Origin of the sequence: Caballeronia sp. LZ019, from assembly GCF_031450825.1 — a bacterium.
Taxonomy (GTDB): Bacteria; Pseudomonadota; Gammaproteobacteria; order Burkholderiales; family Burkholderiaceae; genus Caballeronia.
Genome location: NZ_JARTVZ010000003.1, coordinates 505,237 through 523,198, shown reverse-complemented (window position 1 = coordinate 523,198; position 17,962 = coordinate 505,237). Strand labels below are relative to the sequence as shown.

Here is a 17,962-nt window from a genome sequence, read left to right as displayed (position 1 = left end):
CCCGATGAACGATGCTTCTCTCAGAGAGCAGCCGGACCGTGCCGATCTTCAAGTCACACGCGTGCGCCATGCGCTCAGGTTCCGTTTGCTGCAAGTCAGCCGCGTGCATGCGCTCAATCCCCGTTTCGTGCGCGTGACGCTGACGGGCGAAGCACTTGCCGACTTCGAAAGCGCGTCTTTCGACGACCACGTGAAGATTTTCTTCCCGCAACCCGGCGAGACAATGCCCGTCGTGCCCGAAGCGGGTCCGGACGGCCCGGTGTTCGATCCCGCAAAGCCTCGCCCGATCGCGCGGGATTTCACGCCGCGCCGTTTCGATCGCGAAGCGCTCGAACTGGATATTGAATTCGCTTTGCACGAAGCCGGCCCGGCGACGGCCTGGGCGTCGCAGGCGTCGCCGGGGCAGTATCTCGGCATCGGCGGGCCACGGGGTTCATTCGTGGTGCCGGCGCACTTCGACTGGCATCTTCTGATCGGCGATGAAACCGCGCTGCCCGCCATCGCGCGTCGCCTGGAGGAACTGCCCGAAGGCACACGTGCAGCCACGCTGATCGAAGTGGCCGACGCATCGTCGCGCATCGAATTGAATAGTCGCGCCGATCTGTATGCGCAGTGGTGCTATCACAGCGAAAGCGGGCATTCGAACGCGCTGTTGCTCGCATTGCGTGAACTCTTTCTGCCGGACGGCGAAGGCTATGTCTGGGCGGCCGGCGAAGCGACGCTCATGCGCGCAGTGCGTCAGGTGCTGTGCAACGAGCGAGGCATCGACAAGCGACGCATTCGTGCGTCCGCTTACTGGAAGCGCGGCGAGCAAGGTGTGCATGGGACAATCGAAGACTGATTCACTGCCGTCCTGTAAGAAGCGCGCGTCCGATAAACTAAACTGATGGCCCGGACGTCACTTTTTCTTCGGTCCAAATGGACAACCGCGAACTGCTCAATCTCGCGTACCTGCGCGCGTTCAGACTCGTTGCGCAGACCGGCAGCGCAACCCGCGCTGCAGCCGCGCTATTCCGTGCGCAGTCGGCCGTCACCCGCTCGCTGCAGGAACTCGAAGCAGCGGTGGGCGAAACGCTGCTGGAGCGCCGTCCGTCGGGCATGTTGCCGACGCCTGCCGGACGCGCCGTCCTCCTGCGATGCGAACGCATATTCTCCGAACTGGAAGCACTCGCCCAGTGGTGCGCGGCGCGGCAGTCGCGCCGGCGCTCGACATCAGGTAATGCGTTGCCCGCTTTTCTGTTGAATACGCGGCGGCTGCAGCTGTTTTCCGCACTGGCGCGTCACCGGCACATGCCGAGCGCCGCGCAGACGCTCGGCCTGAGTCAGCCCGCAGTGAGCAGCGCGATCCGCATCATGGAGACGGGCGCGGGCATGCCGTTGTTTCATCGCAGCCCGCGCGGGCTTCTGCTGACGAGCGAAGGCGAGACGTTCGTATTGCACGTGCGTCGCGCGCTGAATGAGTTGCGTCATATTCCTGACGACCTTGCCGCCTTGCGCGGGACCATTCAGGGCTATGTGACGGTCGGCGCCCTTCCGCTCGGCCGGACATTGATCCTCCCCGGCGCGATTGCACGCGTTGCTGCCCAATATCCCGGCGTACGCATCGCAACGGATGAGAGCGCCTATGAACCGCTTGTCGCCGGCTTGCGAGCGGGCGATATCGACTTCGTGCTGGGCGCGCTCCGGGCAAACGATGCATCGAGCGGCCTCGCGAACGAACGGCTGATGTCCGAAGACATGGTCGTCATCGCGAGAAGAGATCATCCTTTAGCGGGCGTGCGAGCATTGACGCTCAAGGAATTGAGTTCGGCGCAATGGGTTTTGCCACGCAGCCATGCGCCCGCGCGCGGCATGTTCGAAGCGCAGTTCAAGCGGCTCAAGCTAAAGCCACCCATGCCGACGGTCGAAACCGCGGATCTGGCCGTCATTCGCGGACTGCTCGCGCATACGGACATGCTCGCGGCAGTATCGGCGCAGCAATTGCATTATGAGTGCGAGGCGGGGCAACTGGTCGTGCTGGACATTGCGATGCAAAACACCCGGCGGGATATCGGCCTGACGGTGCGCGCCGGCAGCACGCCCTCGCCGGCCGCGCGGGCATTGATCGACGCAATACGACTGACCGTCGATCAACTGCGGCATACGTCCGCCATCGCAAGCCGCACGACGACGCACATCGTTTAGACAAAAAAGTCGCATGCGCCGGGAATAAAATGCCGACGCGCCTGTTCTTTCTCCTAGGAGCACGCCTGGAAATGGCTGCGCGGTGCAATGAGCGACGGATCGAGCATGGATATCCGCAATGACTTAATGGAACACGTGCCACGCTTGCGGCGTTATGCGCGGGCGCTGCTGACCAATCGTGAACTTGCGGACGATCTCGTACAGGACACGCTCGAACGCGCGCTCTCGCGCAGCCGCATGTTCGAATCCGGCACTGATCTGCGCGCCTGGCTTTTCACGATCATGCATAACGTCTTCGTCAATCAGGTGCGCAAGGCGTCGGCGCGCGCTGTCCATGTTTCCGTCAACGATGAAGCGTTCGGTGAAGCGCAAGTGGCCGCATCGGGCGGGCAATTACATTCACTCGAAGTCCGCGATCTCGACTATGCGTTGCAGCGCCTGCCGGCGGAACAGCGTGAGGTCGTATTGCTCGTCGGCCTCGAAGAAATGAGCTATGCGGAAGTAGCAAGCGCGCTGGACGTCCCTGTTGGCACCGTGATGTCGCGGCTCTCGCGTGGCCGGGAACGACTGCGGGCACTGATGGCGGGCGCGCAGCCCGGAGCGAAACTGAAGGTGGTGCGATGAGCGAGCAACCGACTGCAGTCAGCGAAGAAGAAATTCATGCGTACGTGGATGGTGCGTTATCGTCCGAGCGCCGTGAGCAAGTGGAACGCGCGATCGAACTCAATCCGGCGCTGGCTGCACGCGTAAGCGATTATTTCTCGCTCAACAACATGTTTCATGAGCGCTATGACCGGGTCCTCAATGAGCCGGTGCCGGCCAGGTTGCGCGCGCTAAAGAGCGAACGGCGCGCATGGGGAAGCGCCGGTTGGCCACGATTCGCCGCATTGGCTGCGACGCTCGTGCTCGGCATCGCCATCGGCTTTGGCACGAGTTCGTATCATTCGTGGACCAATTCGTCTCAGCTTAATGCGGCCAGCGCAGACACGAACGAAGCGATGGCGCGGGAAGCCGCGCTTGCGCATGTCGTCTATATGCCGACGGTGGATCGCCCGAGTGAAATCGGCAAAGACCGCGAGCACGACTTCGTTCAGTACCTTTCCAATAAGCTCGGAACGGATGTCCATCCACCCATGCTGACGAAAAGCGGCTTTCAGTTGATGGGCGGTCGCATTCTGGCCGGCGATGACGGCCCGATGGCGCAGTTCATGTACCGCGACGCGAAAGGCGAGCGCGTGACGCTCTGCATATCGCAACGCAAGACCGACGCCAACACGACTGCGTTCAAGCTGTATCAGGACGGCCCGGTGAGCGTGTTCTACTGGGTTGACGGCGACTTCGGCTATGCGGTGTCCGGCGGTATCGATAGAAAGGTCATGCTCGAACTCGCGCACGATGTCCACGCGCAACTTGCAGCGACTGCGCCGGGCTAAGTGGTCTCTGCTAACCTTGCGCGTATCCAGAGGCCCGATACGCCATGAACAGTCAAGTGCAGTTTGCCCGGTTGAATTGCGGCTCTTATCCGCTAAGCATCGAATATCAATGGATCAACGCTGATCGTTCTGACGCGCCTGTCGTCCTTTTTCTGCATGAGGGCCTGGGCTCCATCGCGCTATGGAAGGACTGGCCGCAGTCCCTTTGTGATCGGCTCGGGTGCCGTGGCGTCGTTTATTCGCGTCCGGGCTATGGACGCTCCACACCGCGTTCCCCGGCCGAAAGATGGCCGGTCGAGTTCCTGCATCATCAAGCGCAAGTAGTGCTGCCTGCGTTTCTCGATGCTATCGGCATAGACGACGCCGAACGCGCGCGCATGTGGCTCGTTGGACACAGCGACGGTGGCTCGATCGCCTTGCTCTACGCGAGCGCGTTCCCCGAAGCGCTCGCTGGCGCAGCCGTGCTCGCGCCGCATACGTTCGTCGAACCGACGACTGTCGATGCCATCACGCAAACGAGAAACGCCTATGAACACACCGGCTTGCGCGCGAAGCTGATGCAATACCATGAAGATGTGGACTCCGCCTTCTATGGTTGGAACGATGCATGGCTCAATCCTGCTTTTCGTCACTGGAACATCGCAGACGAGCTTGGATCGATCATGCGACCGCTGCTTGCAATTCAGGGCCGAGAGGACGAATACGCAACGATGGAACAAATCGACAGAATCAAGGTGCAGGTCCCGCACGCGCAACTTGTGAAGCTGCCGCATTGCGGTCATACCCCGCACCGCGATGCCGCAAGCGCGGTGAATGACGCTATCGCCGACTTCTTCGGCTCGCATCAAGCGTGACCTGTCATTTTTTCCTGTTGAATGGGTCGCGAAGCCATCGCGTACCGGGCAAGCAACTGGCTTAAGTGTTTGCCCCGACCTCGTTCAAGGAGAATTGCCATGCTGTTGACCGATGAAGAACTCGCCCGGCTTCAACCGATTGCGCCATTTCTGCAAAGCGAAGCGCGCACGTCGCTAGAAGCGGAGGCGGATTATGAAATCGTGATGGAGCTGGAGAATCATCTCCAACCGGGTTTGCGCGTGCGCGGTCCCGAATCGCCGGCGACGACGGCCGAACCGGACGCTCCGCCCTACCGCATCGAGCTGTTTGTCGGCTTGCCTTTGGCGGAACTGCGCGCGCTTGCGAATGCAAACGAGAGAGAACGGGATGACGCCATCGCGCTCTTTGGCGCGACATTTTCCCCTCGTCTGCTAAGAGCGATTGCAAAGATGACGCCTCACGAAATCAATCTGGATGCAGGCGTTCAGAGCGAATCAGGCACGCTATCGGTGATGCTCGAAGCGCACGAAGCAGCAGCCTAGAGTTCACTCGGTATTTACCCGGGACGCTGATTAACGGCGCAAATCCTTGCGCCTTGCATTGTTATAATTTTCTCATCTAACGACCGAAACCTAACATCGCGGCGACGCGTTGCAAGAACGCATATTCGATGGCCAAGACCGACCGCCTCCGCACGCTTAGCGGCGCGCTGGAAAAACAAAACGTGATGCGCCTGCGCGATGCGGCGGCACTGCTCGGCGTATCCGAAATGACGGTGCGCCGCGACATCGCGGCGAATCCCGGTCAGTTCACGTATCTCGGCGGTTACATCGTCAGCGCCGCGGATTTGCCGAATGCCGCGGGCTATACCATCGATGAGGAACAGGACCACTTCGCACAAGCAAAAGCCATTGCTTCTGGACATGCGGCGCATCTGCTCGTCGATAGCGAGACGGTCTTCATCGATTGCGGGACCACGCTGACTACGCTCGCGCGTCAGATTCCCGCCGACATGCATCTGACGGTCGTGTGTTATTCCCTCAACGTGGCGGAAATTCTGCGGCGCAAGCCGAATGTTCGAATGATTTTGCTAGGCGGAGTTTATGTGCCTTCGTCGGAGTCATTTGCCAGCGATGAGAGCGTGGAAACGCTCAGGCGCATGGGCATCAACAAGGCATTCATGTCCGCAGGCGGCGTTGACGAGGCGCGCGGCGTCACCTGCTGGAACTTTCATGAAGTCGCAATCAAACAGGCTGCGATGGCCAGCGCCGTTGAACGGCACCTGGTTGTTGACTCGAGCAAGTTCGGAAAGGTGAAGGCAGTACGATTCTCCAAGCTGTCCGAATTCGATTCCATCATCACCGAGCACGGACAGACGCCGCACATACGCGCCTAGGAAATCATTGCCGGCGCCCTAACGCAAAAAGCGTCCCTGCGACGAGAATGAACGCGCCGATAATGACCTTCTGCCATGTGCTCGGCACGCCCACCAGTATCAGCACGCTATTGATCAGCGTGACGAGCACGACGCCGAGCAGCGTTCCGATTACCGTCCCTGTGCCACCGGTAATGCGCGCACCGCCCAGAATGACGGCAGCGATCACATCCAGCTCCGTGCCGACGAGATCGAATGGGTTCGCCAGCCGGTTCGTCGATACGTGCAGGATGCCCGCCACGCCCGCAAGCAGGCCGGTGTAACCGAACACGAAGAGATGAATTGCGCGGAGGTTATAGCCGAGACGTTCGGCGATGGCAAGACTGCCGCCCATCGCATAGACGCCACGGCCCATCATCGTTCGATTGAGCAGCCACCATGTGACGATGGCTGCGATCACGAGCGCCAGCACCGACACCGGCAACACTGCCCGCAAACCATCGGCCGTGTGATAGAAAAAGAGCGGCAAGCGGCCGAACGTATCCATGCTATGCGGAATGTTCATGAAGAACTGCGTACCGACGAAGGTCAGCAGCAAGCCGCGAAACAGATACTGCGTGCCGATGGTCACGATCAGCGAAGGCGCCTTTAGCCGATGTACCAGCACGCCGTTGACTACGCCGAGCAGCACGCCGCCGAGCGCGCCGGCGAGCAGGATCAGCGCAAACGGGCATTCGGGCCACCAGGCGAATACCGCCTTGGTGATGGAATACATCGTCAATGCGGCTATCGCAGTAAAAGACACGTCGATGCCGCCGGATGCGAGCACCACGAGCGTTCCCAGTGCAAACAGCGATACCGTGGTCGCCGAATGCAGCATGTCGAACAGGGTCGCGAATTGAAAGAAACGCGGATTGAGGCTGCCCACGATGAGACACGTGACGACGATCAATCCCATCGTGAACCATTCGGGATTGCGCATCAGTTGCGCATAGAGATTGCCCTTGCGCACACGCGGCGCCACTTCGCTGGACTGTGCCGTCATGTTTTCGCTGCCGGCGCGGCGAACGGATTCACTCATACTCATGCTGCCTCGGAAAGTAGCGCGTGGTAAAGATCGGCTTCGTTCAATCGGTCCGCACGATACTCATTGGCGATCCGGCCTTTCTTCATCATCAGAATGCGGTCGCAGTTCTGAAGCAGTTCGGGCAAGTCATCGCTGATCAGAATGATGCCGATGCCTTCCTTGGACAGCCGCTGCATGATGCGGTAAATGATGTCCTTCGATCCGACATCGACGCCTACGGTAGGACCGTGCAGAATGAGTACGCGTGGATCGATGGTGAGCCAGCGCCCGATCAGCACGCGCTGCTGATTGCCGCCCGAAAGCGATTGCACTGGCTTGTCGACATCGGGCGTTGCGATCTGCAAGTCTTCGACGGTTCGCTCGGCAAGTGCCTGCGCGCGCTTGCGATCAATCTGGCCGAAGCGGTCGCGCAGGCTCGAAATCATCGCGGTGACGACGTTATCGCGTATCGGCTTGTCGAGAAACAAGCCTTCATTCAGGCGGTCTTCCGGTACATAGCCTATTCTTTGCGCTTTCGCGTCAGCGGGAGATTGCAGGCGCACGCGCATGCCGTCGAGCGTCACACTGCCCGCATCCGCGGGCGCCACGCCCGCCAGCGCGCGCGCAAGCTCATTGCGTCCGGAATCGAGCAGCCCGGTTACGCCGAGTATTTCTCCTTTGTGCAAAGCAAACGACACATCGGAGAATTGTCCTTTACGTGCCAGGCCTTTTACGTCGAGCACTACCTGCGATGCGCCGACATCGCCATCGTCGCGATAACGCTCCGTTGACAAATGCTTGCCCGTCATGAGCTCGCTGATCTGCGCTTTCGTGTAATTTTCAATCGGACCTTGCGCCATCTTCTGACCGTCTCGCAGCACGATGACTTCGCCGCCAATGGCATAACACTCGTCGAGCTTATGACTGACGAACAACACTGCAACGCCTTCGGCGCGCAGCTTCCCAAGCACTGCAATGAGGTTGTCCACTTCCTTCTGTGTGAGGGAAGTCGTCGGTTCATCCATGATGACGAACTTCGCTTCGCTGGCAATGGCGCGCGCAATCGCGACGAGCTGGCGCGTGGCAAGCGGCAACTGTTCGATCAATGTTTTCTGAAAGGCTGCATCGCCCGGCAGGCCCACGGCCTCAAGCGCGCGCGCAGCCGTTGCGGCAAGCGCACGGCGATCGAACGTGCGCGCGAGCTTTCCGGCGTGCTCGGCGAGTTCCGATGTCAGCGCGACATTTTCGGCCACGCTCATGTTGGGCAGCAGCGACAAGTCCTGATACACGGTCTCGATGCCCGCCGACAAAGCCTCCAGCGGCGACAGCCGTGCATGGCGCACGCCTTCGATGACGAGTTCGCCCTGATCGGGCGGTTGCGCGCCCGAGATGATCTTGATGAGCGTGCTCTTGCCGCAGCCGTTCTCGCCAAGCAGGTGATAGATCTGCCCGCGCTGGAATGCGAGCGTCACGCCGCGCAGCGCATAGACGCCGGTAAAGCGCTTATGAATATCGACGACTTCGAGGAGCGGTGTCTCTTGGGTCATGGCGTAATGATTCGCGCGGCGCGTGGCTTGAGAACACGCGCCGCAAGCCTTACATCAGAACGGATATTGTTTGTAGTTCGTCTTGTCGACATCCACCCAGCCGGTGCCGCGCACGATCACGCCTTTACCCGGTCCCTTGCTCACAGTGACCTTGTTATAGCCGGTAATGCCGAGATCCGCGCCGTTCTCCACCGACTTGCCATCGATGAGCATCTGCGCGACCTTGTTCATCGCAATGCCAGCGAGCTTCGGATCCCAGAAGGCAATGCCGTTGATCGCGCCGCTCTCGAGGAATTTGCCTGCTTCCGTCGGCAAGCCGGTGCCATAGACACAGATCTTCCCGACCTTGCCGGCTTCCTCCACCGCGCGCCCGATGCCGATCACATCCAGTGACGAAGAGCCTTGAAAACCAGTCAGGTCCGGATGCTTGCGCAACACTTCCTTGGCGACCTGATAAGCGCGCTCGCCGTCGTTATTGGTTTCGAGCTTAGGCTCGACCAGGTCCATCTTGGGATATTTGGCCTTGGCATTGCCGATGCCGCCATCGGCCCATTGCACTTGCGAGCGGCTGCCGAGCGAGCCGACGAGCACGGCCCATTTGCCCTGTTGTCCCATGCACTTCGCAAGCCGTTCGTTCAGGCCCGCGCCATAGGCGGTGTTATCGAACGCCTCGATGTTGACCATCGTGTTCTTGGCGTTGTCGGCTTCATGCGTAACGACCTTGATTCCGCGATCCATTGCCTTCTTCAATGCGGGCTCGAGCGTCGGCGGATCATAGGGAACCACTGCGATTGCCGTCACTTTCTTGGCGATCAGGTCTTCGATGATCTTGAGTTGCTGCGCGGCGTCCGCACGGCCGGGGCCTGTCTGATACACGCTTATGTTCGGATTCTCCTTGCCGAACTCTTTGACGCCGTCATCCATGCGATTGAACCAGTTGATGCCGGTCACCTTGACAACGGTGACGATGGTCTGGTTAGTCGCAGCCTGCGCGGCTGCAATGGCGCCTGCGGCAAGCGCGATTGCCGTAAGAGCCGTGCCGAATTTCCTGAGCTTCATTGCGCTGTCTCCTTTATGTTTCGAATAGATTTCGATTGGTCTTTTGAAGCAATCACGCGGCAGATATCAACGTCCTGTCGATGCGGGGGGCGGTGGAATCTTGGTGCCTGGCGCGGCGCCGCCGATGCCAAAGATGGCGCGGACGCGTTCGCCACCCGCGAAAGCAAGCGACGCCAGCAACAGAAAGCCCCAGGCACAATCGCCGAAGAACTGCGAGACGCCAAGCAGATTGAAGAGGCTCGACAGAAATTGCAGCACGGTCGCCGCGAGAAACACACAGACAATGCGGCCATAGCCGCCTGCCGGGTTCACGCCGCCCATCACCGCTATCAGGATAGCGATCAGAAGATACGAATTGCCGTAATCCCACTTTGCGCTGGAAGTGTGCGTTGCACTGATGAGACCGGCTAGCGATGCGAGCACACCGCACATGCCATAAGTAAGAATCAGCATCCGCGCGCGCGGAATGCCGGCATAGAACGCAGCCTTGGGATTGGTGCCCATGAGATACAGCCGCAAGCCGAACGGCGTGCGCTTGAGAATCCAGCCGAGCAAGAGAACGGCCGCGATGAAGATCCAGAGCGAAATGGGCACTTGCAGAAAGACGCCGTTCCCGATATTCGACAATGGATCGACATATTCGACTCGCACCGAAGCGCCATTGCTCAGCACGACCGCAATGCCCGTAAACAGCAACTGAGTGCCGAGCGTGCATAGAATAGGCGTAAGTCTTAACCTGGCGATGACGACACCGTTGAGCAAGCCACCGATCAGGCCCATCGCCACGACGATGCATACGAAGACGGCGGTATAGAGCGCGGGCGAGTCATCGGCGGATATCAACTGCGGCAAGAGCATCGCCGCGACCATGCCGGAGAGGTTCGCAAGCCCCACACCGGACAAGTCGATGCCGCCATTTCCCGACACCATCGAAAGCATGATGCCGAGTGCGAGCAAGCCCAGCTCCGGCAATTGGCCGCCCATCGACTGCAGATTGTCGATATCGAGGAACTGGCCGTGCGAAAGCCACGTCGCGACGATGATCACAAGCAGATTCACGCCGACGAGAAAATTGAATTGCCGGTCGGCGAGCCACTTCGACGCCTTCATTGAACAACGCTCCTTTCGCCTAGCAGCGCATTTATTTCGTCGAGGCGCGGCATGGAAGGCGCGGTGCCCGCGCGCGTCACCGATATGCTTGCAAGGGCGCAGCCGAAGCGCACGGCTTCGATCGGGCTATCGCCGCGTGCCAGGGCGGCTGCGAAGCCACCGGTGAAACCATCGCCCGCGCCTGCCGTTTCCACGACACGTCCGCAATCGAAGGCCGGCACGAGCACCGATTCATTCGCAGTGTGTAGAAGTGCTCCTGCCGCGCCCAACGTAATGATGGCGGCGCTTGCGCCTTTCTCTAGCAGAATGGTCGCTGCGCGCCGGGCATCGTTGACGGATGAAACCGTTATGCCGGTCAATGCGGCCGCCTCTGTTTCATTGGGCGTGATGTAGTCGCAAAGCGGAAAAATGTCGTCGGCAAGCGGCAACGCGGGCGCAGGATTGAATACCGTTGTCACGCCGTGCTTCCTCGCGAGTTCGAGTCCGCGCCGTGCGGCCGGAATAGGCTGCTCGAGTTGCGTAACGAATACGGCGGCACGCGCGATATCCGCTTCGATGGCATCGACATCCTGAGGGCCGAGCGTGCCTGCCGCACCTGCCGCGACGATGATCGCATTGCCGCCCGTAATCTCATCGACATAGATGTGCGCAGCGCCCGTAGCCACTTCGTTGACGACCGTGGCGCGCGACGTGATGCCTTCCGCCGCCCATGTCTCTTGCGCGATCTTGCCGAACGCATCGTTACCGATGCGGGTGCAGAAGATCACGTCCGCCCCGGCACGCGCAGCCGCGACCGCCTGATTCGAGCCCTTGCCGCCAGGTCCCATTGCAAACGCGGAGCCTGCTACCGTCTCGCCTAACAAAGGCATGCGTTGCGCACGAAACGCAAGGTCAGTCACGTAGATGCCGAGAATGACGACGCTGCCGCTCATCATGCAACCCCTTGCGGTGCATCGGGTGCAAGCTGCACGCCCTTCTTGAAGATGAAGCAGCCATACCCGCGCGCTTCGCCTGTCGCGATGACGCAATAGGCTTTCTTGGCTCGCTCATAAAAAGCAAAGCGTTCGATAGGTGCAAAATCGAGCGCGCGTCCTTCGGCCTCGTTCACTTCGCGTTGCGCTTCCTGCTGCACGGCGGGCAACGCGGATGCATCGCCGACCACTTCCATGCGGCCCGCGGGATCGTTGACGAAAGTATCGAGAGGCACTACCGACAGAACCGCACGCACGACGCGCGGCGCAGTCGCGCCATCGACACGCAACAGCTTGCCAAGCACCGTTTGACGCGCGACGGAATCGGCGGGGAAATTGGCGTCGCAAATCACGAATTCATCGCCATGACCCATAGCGGCAAGCGCGTAAAGAATGTCAGCGTTAAGCAGCGGATCAATGTTCTTCAGCACAGCGTCTCCTCCATGCGTGGACGTGTCTCATTCGAAATCTACGCCCGTTGATCTTTGTAAATGAATGCTCCCGTCAATCCCCGTACGGCACCCAGATATTCTTGACTTGTATCGCCTGACGCATGAACGGCAAGCCTTCGCTCGACGCATCGTGCCAGTCGAAGACGCGCCCCTGGTCGACGAAGGTTCGCTTCAGATTGCCGACCGACTCGCGCTCGGCCATTGCCGACAGCGACGCGCCATGAAAGCACCAGAGCGCATCGACGTCGTCATGCTTCGCAAGCGTCTGCGCCAATGTCTTAGCATCGCCAGTAACGATGTTGAGCGCCCCGCCCGGCACGTCCGACGTTTCCGCGACCTGATAGAAGTCGGTCGCCATGAGCGGACATGTCTCGCTCGGCACCACGACTACGCGATTACCCAGCGCAAGGGCAGGCGCAATCAGCGAAACGAAGCCAAGCAAAGGCGCTTCGTCCGGACACACGATACCGATTACGCCAAGCGGCTCATGCATGGCAAGCGCAACGCCATGTAGCGGCGGCGCATGCACGGCGCCATCGAACTTGTCGGCCCATGCAGCATACGTGAAGAAGCGCGCAATCGATGCATCCACTTCTCGCTTGGCGTCGCGCTCGCTCGAGCCCGCACGCAATACGAGTTGCCGCGCGAATTCTTCTGAACGCGCACTAAGATTTTCCGCAAGGTAATAAAGCACCTGCGCGCGATTGTGCGCCGTCGCGGTTGCCCACTTCGTCATGCCTCGCGCCGCAGCGACGGCGTCGCGAATATCCTTGCGGCTTCCGTCGCTCACTTCCCCGACGATCGCGCCCGACGGCGCGCGCACGAAGCGCGAGTAGCCGCTGTCGGGACGTGCCTGCTTGCCGCCGATATAGAGTTTGGCGGTGCGGTCGATTGCACTGACGTTGCCCGTGTTGACTACCGGACCCGACTCTATCGGAAGCGCTTTCGCTTCTTCGCGTATCGGCAGCCTGGCCCACGCACGGGGCTTGAGATATTCGTATATGCCCTCGCGTCCGCCTTCGCGGCCGAATCCCGATTCGCGATAACCGCCAAAGCCTACGGCCGCATCGAAGAGATTCGTCGCATTGATCCATACGACACCGCATTGCAGGCGCGGGGCGACATCCAGTGCGCGGCTGATATTCTCGCTCCATACGCTGGCGGCGAGGCCATAGCGTGTGTTGTTTGCCAGCGCGACCGCTTCTTCCGGCGTGCGAAAGCTCATCGTCACGAGCACAGGGCCGAATATCTCCTCTTGCGCGAGCGTCGAAGCGGGAGCGACATTCGTGATAAGCGTCGGCGGGAAGTATGCGCCGCCTTCCGGCAACGCAAGGCGCGACGGTTGATGAATCGCACAGCCTTCGCTTTCTCCCCTGGCAACGAGCGCACAGATGCGTTCGAGCTGCACGTCATCGACAATAGCGCTCATATCGACGCCCTTATCGAGCGAGGACCCCACGCGCAATGTTTCCATGCGGCGCTTGAGCTTGTCGATGAACCGGGCCTCTATGCCTTCCTGAACGAGCAAACGCGAACCTGCGCAACACACCTGGCCTTGATTGAACCAGATCGCGTTGACCACGCCTTCGACGGCGGAATCCAGATCGGCATCGTCAAATACGATGAACGGCGACTTGCCGCCCAATTCGAGCGTAAGCGACTTACCCGATCCCGCAGTCGTCGCGCGAATCTGGCGGCCGACTTCGGTGGAACCCGTGAATGCGATCTTGGCGACACGCGGATGCTTGACGAGCGCTGCGCCCGTGCGGCCATCGCCCGTGACGACGTTGAGCACACCCTTGGGTAAGCCTGCGCGATGCGCAAGCTCGGCAAAAAGCAATGCAGTCAGCGACGTATATTCCGCAGGCTTAAGCACGACACAGTTGCCGAGCGCAAGCGCAGGCGCAATCTTCCAGGCGAGCATCAGCAGCGGAAAATTCCAGGGAACGATTTGCCCGATGACACCAAGCGGAGCCCAATGCGGAAATTCACTGTCTTGCAGTTGCGCCCATCCCGCGTGATGCAGAAAGTGCCTGGAAACGAGGGGGATGTCGATATCGCGCGACTCACGAATCGGCTTGCCGTTGTCGAGCGATTCGAGCACGGCAAAGAGACGGCTGTGTCTCTGAACCATACGCGACAACGCATAAAGATGCCGAGCTCGCCCGGCTCCCCCGATGCCTTGCCACGACTCTAGCGCCTCATGCGCGGCTTGCACGGCGGCATCGATGTCCGCACTCGTTCCTTGCGCGACCGATGCGAGCACGCGACCCGTCGCCGGTTCGCGAGAATCGAAGCGCTCGTCATCGGCGCCATTGCGCCACGCGCCGTTGATGAAGTGACCGAAGCGGCCGGCGTGTTCGTCGAGCCATGCGCGCGCAGCGCAATCGTCTTCCGGTGCAGGTCCGTATTCCATTGAAGAGAAGTATTCGGCTACGCTCATGAGGCTTTATGTTTGAGTGCTTGATTCAAGCGACCGGATGACGATTGAACGCCGAATAGCGTCCGCTTACATGGTGTTCGAGTTGCCGTTCGATATCGGCAAGCAGGCTGGAAGCACCGATGCGCAGCAACTCCGGCTCGAGCCACGCGCGTCCCAACTCCTCCTTCATCAGTATCTGGTACTGAAGCACGGACTTGGCCGTAGAGACGCCGCCTGCTGGCTTGAAGCCGACTGCTACGCCGGTGCGCGCGAGATACTCGCGAATGATGCGCACCATGACGAGCGATACGTCGAGCGTGGCGTTGACGCTTTCCTTACCGGTCGAAGTCTTGATGAAATCCGCGCCGGCCATCATGCAGATCATCGACGCTTTAGCGACATTGGATAAAGTGCGAATGTCGCCGGTGCCAAGAATGGCTTTGACATGTGCATCGCCGCAAGCCGCGCGGAAGTCTCGCATCTCGCTATAAAGCCCTTGCCAGTTTCCTGTCAGCACATGCTCGCGCGTCACGACGATGTCGATTTCCTTAGCGCCATCCGCCACGGATGCTTCGATTTCTCTCAGCTTGAGTGCATGAGGATTCAGTCCGGCAGGGAAGCCGGTGGACACGGCCGCCACTGGAATGCCGCTGCCTTCGAGCGCATCGACGGCCGCTCTGACAAAGCGGTGATAGACGCAGACCGCGCCTGTCGTAATCGGCTGAGCCGACATGCCGAGCGCATCGAGCAGATCGTCGCGCAAAGGACGGCGCGCTTTAGCGCACAGGCGTTCGACACGCGCGGTGGTATCGTCGCCGCTCAGGGTGGTCAGGTCTATACACGTAATGGCTTTGAGCAGCCACGCGGCTTGCGCGTCCTTCTTGACGGTGCGGCGTGTGCCGAGCGTGGATGATCTGCGCGAGACAGCCGACTGATTCACTCGCAGTCCATCCAGCCACGCGAGGTCAAAAGGCACGCCCGGATTTCGAGCGCTCGCGTGAGTTTGCGCTTTGCCCGGCCATGCGACGACGGACTTCGAAGCTGTTTCCACCATGAGATCCTGTAGTTGCGCACGGACGACGCACAACACGTTTTGATAGGTTGATCTCAGTTTAACGCAGTGTTGTTACGATCGTAACATAGGGAAATCGCGGAGACGCGCGATCCGAATCCAGCTTGGAGGCGGCTTCGAGGGTGCACGCCGGACCTGCACTAATTACCGCGTGGAACGCGCTTAAATGCTGTGCTATTCTCGACGACGGTGTGCAAAGGCGCATGACTGCAGTGAGTTTTGCGTAGCTATTACCGCTTTCCAGCGTCTCAATCAAGAACACGCACCGTCTGCCGTTAAAATGGCAATGCACTAAGCAACTTTCTCCCTAGCGGTTCAAGGTCAATCGTCAAGCCGAGCACGGCGGGCATCCCACCACCGAAGCATTCCGACACACCCGGACGCCAAGCGCTCCGGCTTAGATCAAAGGGCCGCCGGGCGCGACCCGTCCAGGATTTGCCAGATGAAACCGGTAAGGAATCTTTTGCGGTCACGCTTTGGCCGCTTCTTCGTATATGGCTTGACCGTCGCCGCACTGGCCGCCGCCGCGACCGCTTTGATCTGGCGTCACAATGCGGCCCTGCCGCAACATGAATCATTGGCGCTGCCCGGTGTTGCAAGTGAGATGCGCACAGACGCGACGCCCTGGACGCACCGCGAGAAGGACGTGTCCCAACTGACGGGAGATATGCGCTCGAATGCGGTCACGGCAATCGGTGTAAGTCGCGACGCCATTCTGGTGTCCACACAAAGCGGCGAGAAATACTTCGTAGCCGACCATAACGGCTCATTCTCCAACGCATTATTGGTTGGCGATCTAAAGTCAGGCGCCAAGGCGCCTTACCAGCTCGTCTGGCTGCCGGACGCAAATGTACAGACTGGAATGGCGCGCTGGACCGACAGCTTCGACCGTCTGCGCGATGTGCTCAGCGTGCTCTTGCCGGTACTCATGGTCGGCGGTCTCCTGTGGTTCATGCGCCGCGAAATGCGCGGCGGCGCGCAGTTGCTCGCCAAGTCACCGACGATGCGCTTCGACGATGTCATCGGCGCGGGCGAGGCAAAGGCCGCGCTTGCCGACGTTCGCGCGTGGCTCACGGAGCCCGCGCAATTCACCGGCATGGGCGTGCGCGCGCCGTGCGGCATCTTGATGACCGGCGGCCCCGGCGTCGGCAAGACACGGCTTGCCCAGGCGCTCGCCGGCGAGTGCGGTGCGAACTTCATTGCGATCACGGGCAGCTATTTCAGCGCCAAGTATTATGGCGTCGGCATTCAGAAGGTGAAGCACTTGTTCGAGCTCGCGCGCAAGAACGCGCCGACCGTGATCTTCATCGACGAAGCAGACGGCCTGGGGAAGCGCACGGACACGGGCGGCGGACCGGTCGAAACGGAGAGCAACCGCATCATCAATCAATTGCTTGCGGAAATGGATGGCTTTGCATCCAACGAAGGCGTAATTATCGTCGCGGCGACGAATCACCCGGATAATCTGGACGAAGCGCTGCGTCGCCCGGGCCGCTTCGATAGAACAATTCAAGTGCGGCTGCCGGATATCGAGGACCGCGAGAAGATCTTGCGTTTCTATGGGGCAAACCTGAAAACAAAGGCTGGCGACATCGACTTCGCACAGCTCGCGCGTCTGACAACAGGCCTTTCTCCGGCCACGCTCGCGATGATCGTCAATCAGGCGGGACTCGTCGCGCGCAAGGCAGGCGAAAAGGAAGTGGCCGCGGAGCACTTCGTCGAAGCGGTCAAGATCGCGCGCATCGGCGACATCAACGGTGCTGAGCGCGCGTTGTCAGACGATGAACGCACGCGCATTGCCATTCATGAAGCGGGTCATGGACTCGTCGCGGCATTGCTGAATACGGGCGTGCTCGAAGAAGTCACGATCTTGCCGCGCGGTGGCGCGTTGGGCGTGGCGCTCATCACCAAGACGCAAGACAAGCATCTCTATCGAGAAACGGAGATGCGCAACGAAATTCAGGTGCTGCTTGGTGGACGCAATGCGGAACTGCTGATATTCAAAGAAGCGTCGAGTGGCGCTGCGCATGACTTGCAGGAAGCGTCGCGAATCGGACTGGATATGGTTTCCAAATTCGGCTTCAACACGGACGGCAATCTCTTCAGTCTGGCCGCCCTGCCGCAGCAGGTCGCAGGCTTGCAACTCAAGACGGCGATCGAGCATGCGAACGAGCTTCTGCACGACCTGAACGATGCGTGCTTCTCGCTGCTGAAAGCTAACGAGCCGGTGTTGCGCGCGATTGCCGATCAGTTGCTCGAATCCGAAACGGTGCCGGGCGAAACGGTCTATAAGCTGATTCGCGAGCATGCCGCTGCAATGCGATCGGTGGCGGACATCGACGAAATTGACGAGGCACTCGCAGCCTGAGGCAGGCGCATTTTTCGTTGCATCTTTAGCCTCGACGGCGTATTGATGATGGTCCGTGTTCGTTCGACG

General features: G+C 60.2%; 16 protein-coding genes. 8 read left to right on the top strand and 8 right to left on the bottom strand.

The window, feature by feature from the left end:
* Positions 1-4: 4 nt before the first annotated feature.
* The 7 genes from P9255_RS10830 (at position 5) to P9255_RS10800 (ending at position 5,847) form a co-directional block, all read left to right on the top strand.
* Positions 5-841, top strand: a complete 837-nt coding sequence (locus tag P9255_RS10830; RefSeq protein ID WP_309767823.1) for a siderophore-interacting protein — start codon at positions 5-7, stop codon at positions 839-841.
* Between the two features lie 77 nt (positions 842-918).
* Positions 919-2,184 (top strand): LysR family transcriptional regulator, encoded by a 1,266-nt coding sequence (locus tag P9255_RS10825; RefSeq protein WP_309767824.1) that lies wholly within the window; start codon positions 919-921, stop codon positions 2,182-2,184.
* A gap of 105 nt (positions 2,185-2,289) precedes the next feature.
* Entirely contained in the window at positions 2,290-2,808 is a 519-nt protein-coding gene (locus P9255_RS10820) for a sigma-70 family RNA polymerase sigma factor (RefSeq protein WP_309789474.1), read from the top strand.
* Positions 2,805-3,617 carry an anti-sigma factor gene (locus P9255_RS10815; protein WP_309767828.1) on the top strand — a complete coding sequence of 271 codons (813 nt, stop codon included), beginning with the start codon at positions 2,805-2,807 and terminating at the stop codon, positions 3,615-3,617. The genes P9255_RS10820 and P9255_RS10815 overlap by 4 nt, the downstream gene beginning before the upstream one ends.
* 44 nt (positions 3,618-3,661) lie before the next feature.
* Entirely contained in the window at positions 3,662-4,471 is an 810-nt protein-coding gene (locus tag P9255_RS10810; protein ID WP_309767830.1) for an alpha/beta hydrolase, read from the top strand.
* A 99-nt stretch (positions 4,472-4,570) separates the two neighbouring features.
* Positions 4,571-4,993, top strand: a complete 423-nt coding sequence (locus P9255_RS10805) for a hypothetical protein (RefSeq protein ID WP_309768245.1) — start codon at positions 4,571-4,573, stop codon at positions 4,991-4,993.
* Positions 4,994-5,121: 128 nt separating this feature from the next.
* A complete protein-coding gene (locus P9255_RS10800; RefSeq protein WP_309767832.1) occupies positions 5,122-5,847 on the top strand; it encodes a DeoR family transcriptional regulator in 726 nt (241 codons plus the stop codon).
* A gap of 4 nt (positions 5,848-5,851) precedes the next feature.
* Here P9255_RS10800 and P9255_RS10795 read toward each other — a convergent pair whose 3' ends face one another.
* From P9255_RS10795 to deoC, 8 genes are all read right to left on the bottom strand, one after another.
* On the bottom strand, positions 5,852-6,913 hold the full coding sequence (locus tag P9255_RS10795) for an ABC transporter permease (RefSeq protein ID WP_404980309.1): 1,062 nt from the start codon (positions 6,911-6,913) through the stop codon (positions 5,852-5,854).
* The gene (locus P9255_RS10790; protein ID WP_309767834.1) at positions 6,910-8,439 is read right to left on the bottom strand and encodes a sugar ABC transporter ATP-binding protein; all 1,530 of its coding nucleotides are present in this window, start codon (positions 8,437-8,439) and stop codon (positions 6,910-6,912) included. The genes P9255_RS10795 and P9255_RS10790 overlap by 4 nt, the downstream gene beginning before the upstream one ends.
* A 54-nt stretch (positions 8,440-8,493) precedes the next feature.
* Positions 8,494-9,498, bottom strand: coding sequence for a substrate-binding domain-containing protein (locus tag P9255_RS10785; RefSeq protein WP_309789473.1), 1,005 nt, complete (start codon positions 9,496-9,498; stop codon positions 8,494-8,496).
* 66 nt (positions 9,499-9,564) lie between these two features.
* A complete protein-coding gene (locus tag P9255_RS10780; RefSeq protein WP_309767837.1) occupies positions 9,565-10,608 on the bottom strand; it encodes an ABC transporter permease in 1,044 nt (347 codons plus the stop codon).
* Positions 10,605-11,540, bottom strand: a complete 936-nt coding sequence (gene rbsK / locus P9255_RS10775; protein WP_309789523.1) for a ribokinase — start codon at positions 11,538-11,540, stop codon at positions 10,605-10,607. Before rbsK ends, P9255_RS10780 begins: the two co-directional genes overlap by 4 nt.
* A complete protein-coding gene (locus P9255_RS10770) occupies positions 11,540-12,010 on the bottom strand; it encodes an RbsD/FucU domain-containing protein (RefSeq protein WP_309789472.1) in 471 nt (156 codons plus the stop codon). The genes rbsK and P9255_RS10770 overlap by 1 nt, the downstream gene beginning before the upstream one ends.
* Before the next feature lie 73 nt (positions 12,011-12,083).
* Positions 12,084-14,474: an aldehyde dehydrogenase family protein gene (locus tag P9255_RS10765; RefSeq protein ID WP_309789470.1), complete on the bottom strand. Its 2,391-nt coding sequence runs from the start codon at positions 14,472-14,474 to the stop codon at positions 12,084-12,086.
* Between the two features lie 25 nt (positions 14,475-14,499).
* The gene (gene deoC / locus P9255_RS10760; protein ID WP_309767841.1) at positions 14,500-15,507 is read right to left on the bottom strand and encodes a deoxyribose-phosphate aldolase; all 1,008 of its coding nucleotides are present in this window, start codon (positions 15,505-15,507) and stop codon (positions 14,500-14,502) included.
* Between the two features lie 460 nt (positions 15,508-15,967).
* Here deoC and P9255_RS10755 point away from each other — a divergent pair, with 460 nt between their 5' ends.
* Entirely contained in the window at positions 15,968-17,893 is a 1,926-nt protein-coding gene (locus tag P9255_RS10755; RefSeq protein ID WP_309789469.1) for an AAA family ATPase, read from the top strand.
* Positions 17,894-17,962 lie beyond the last annotated feature (69 nt).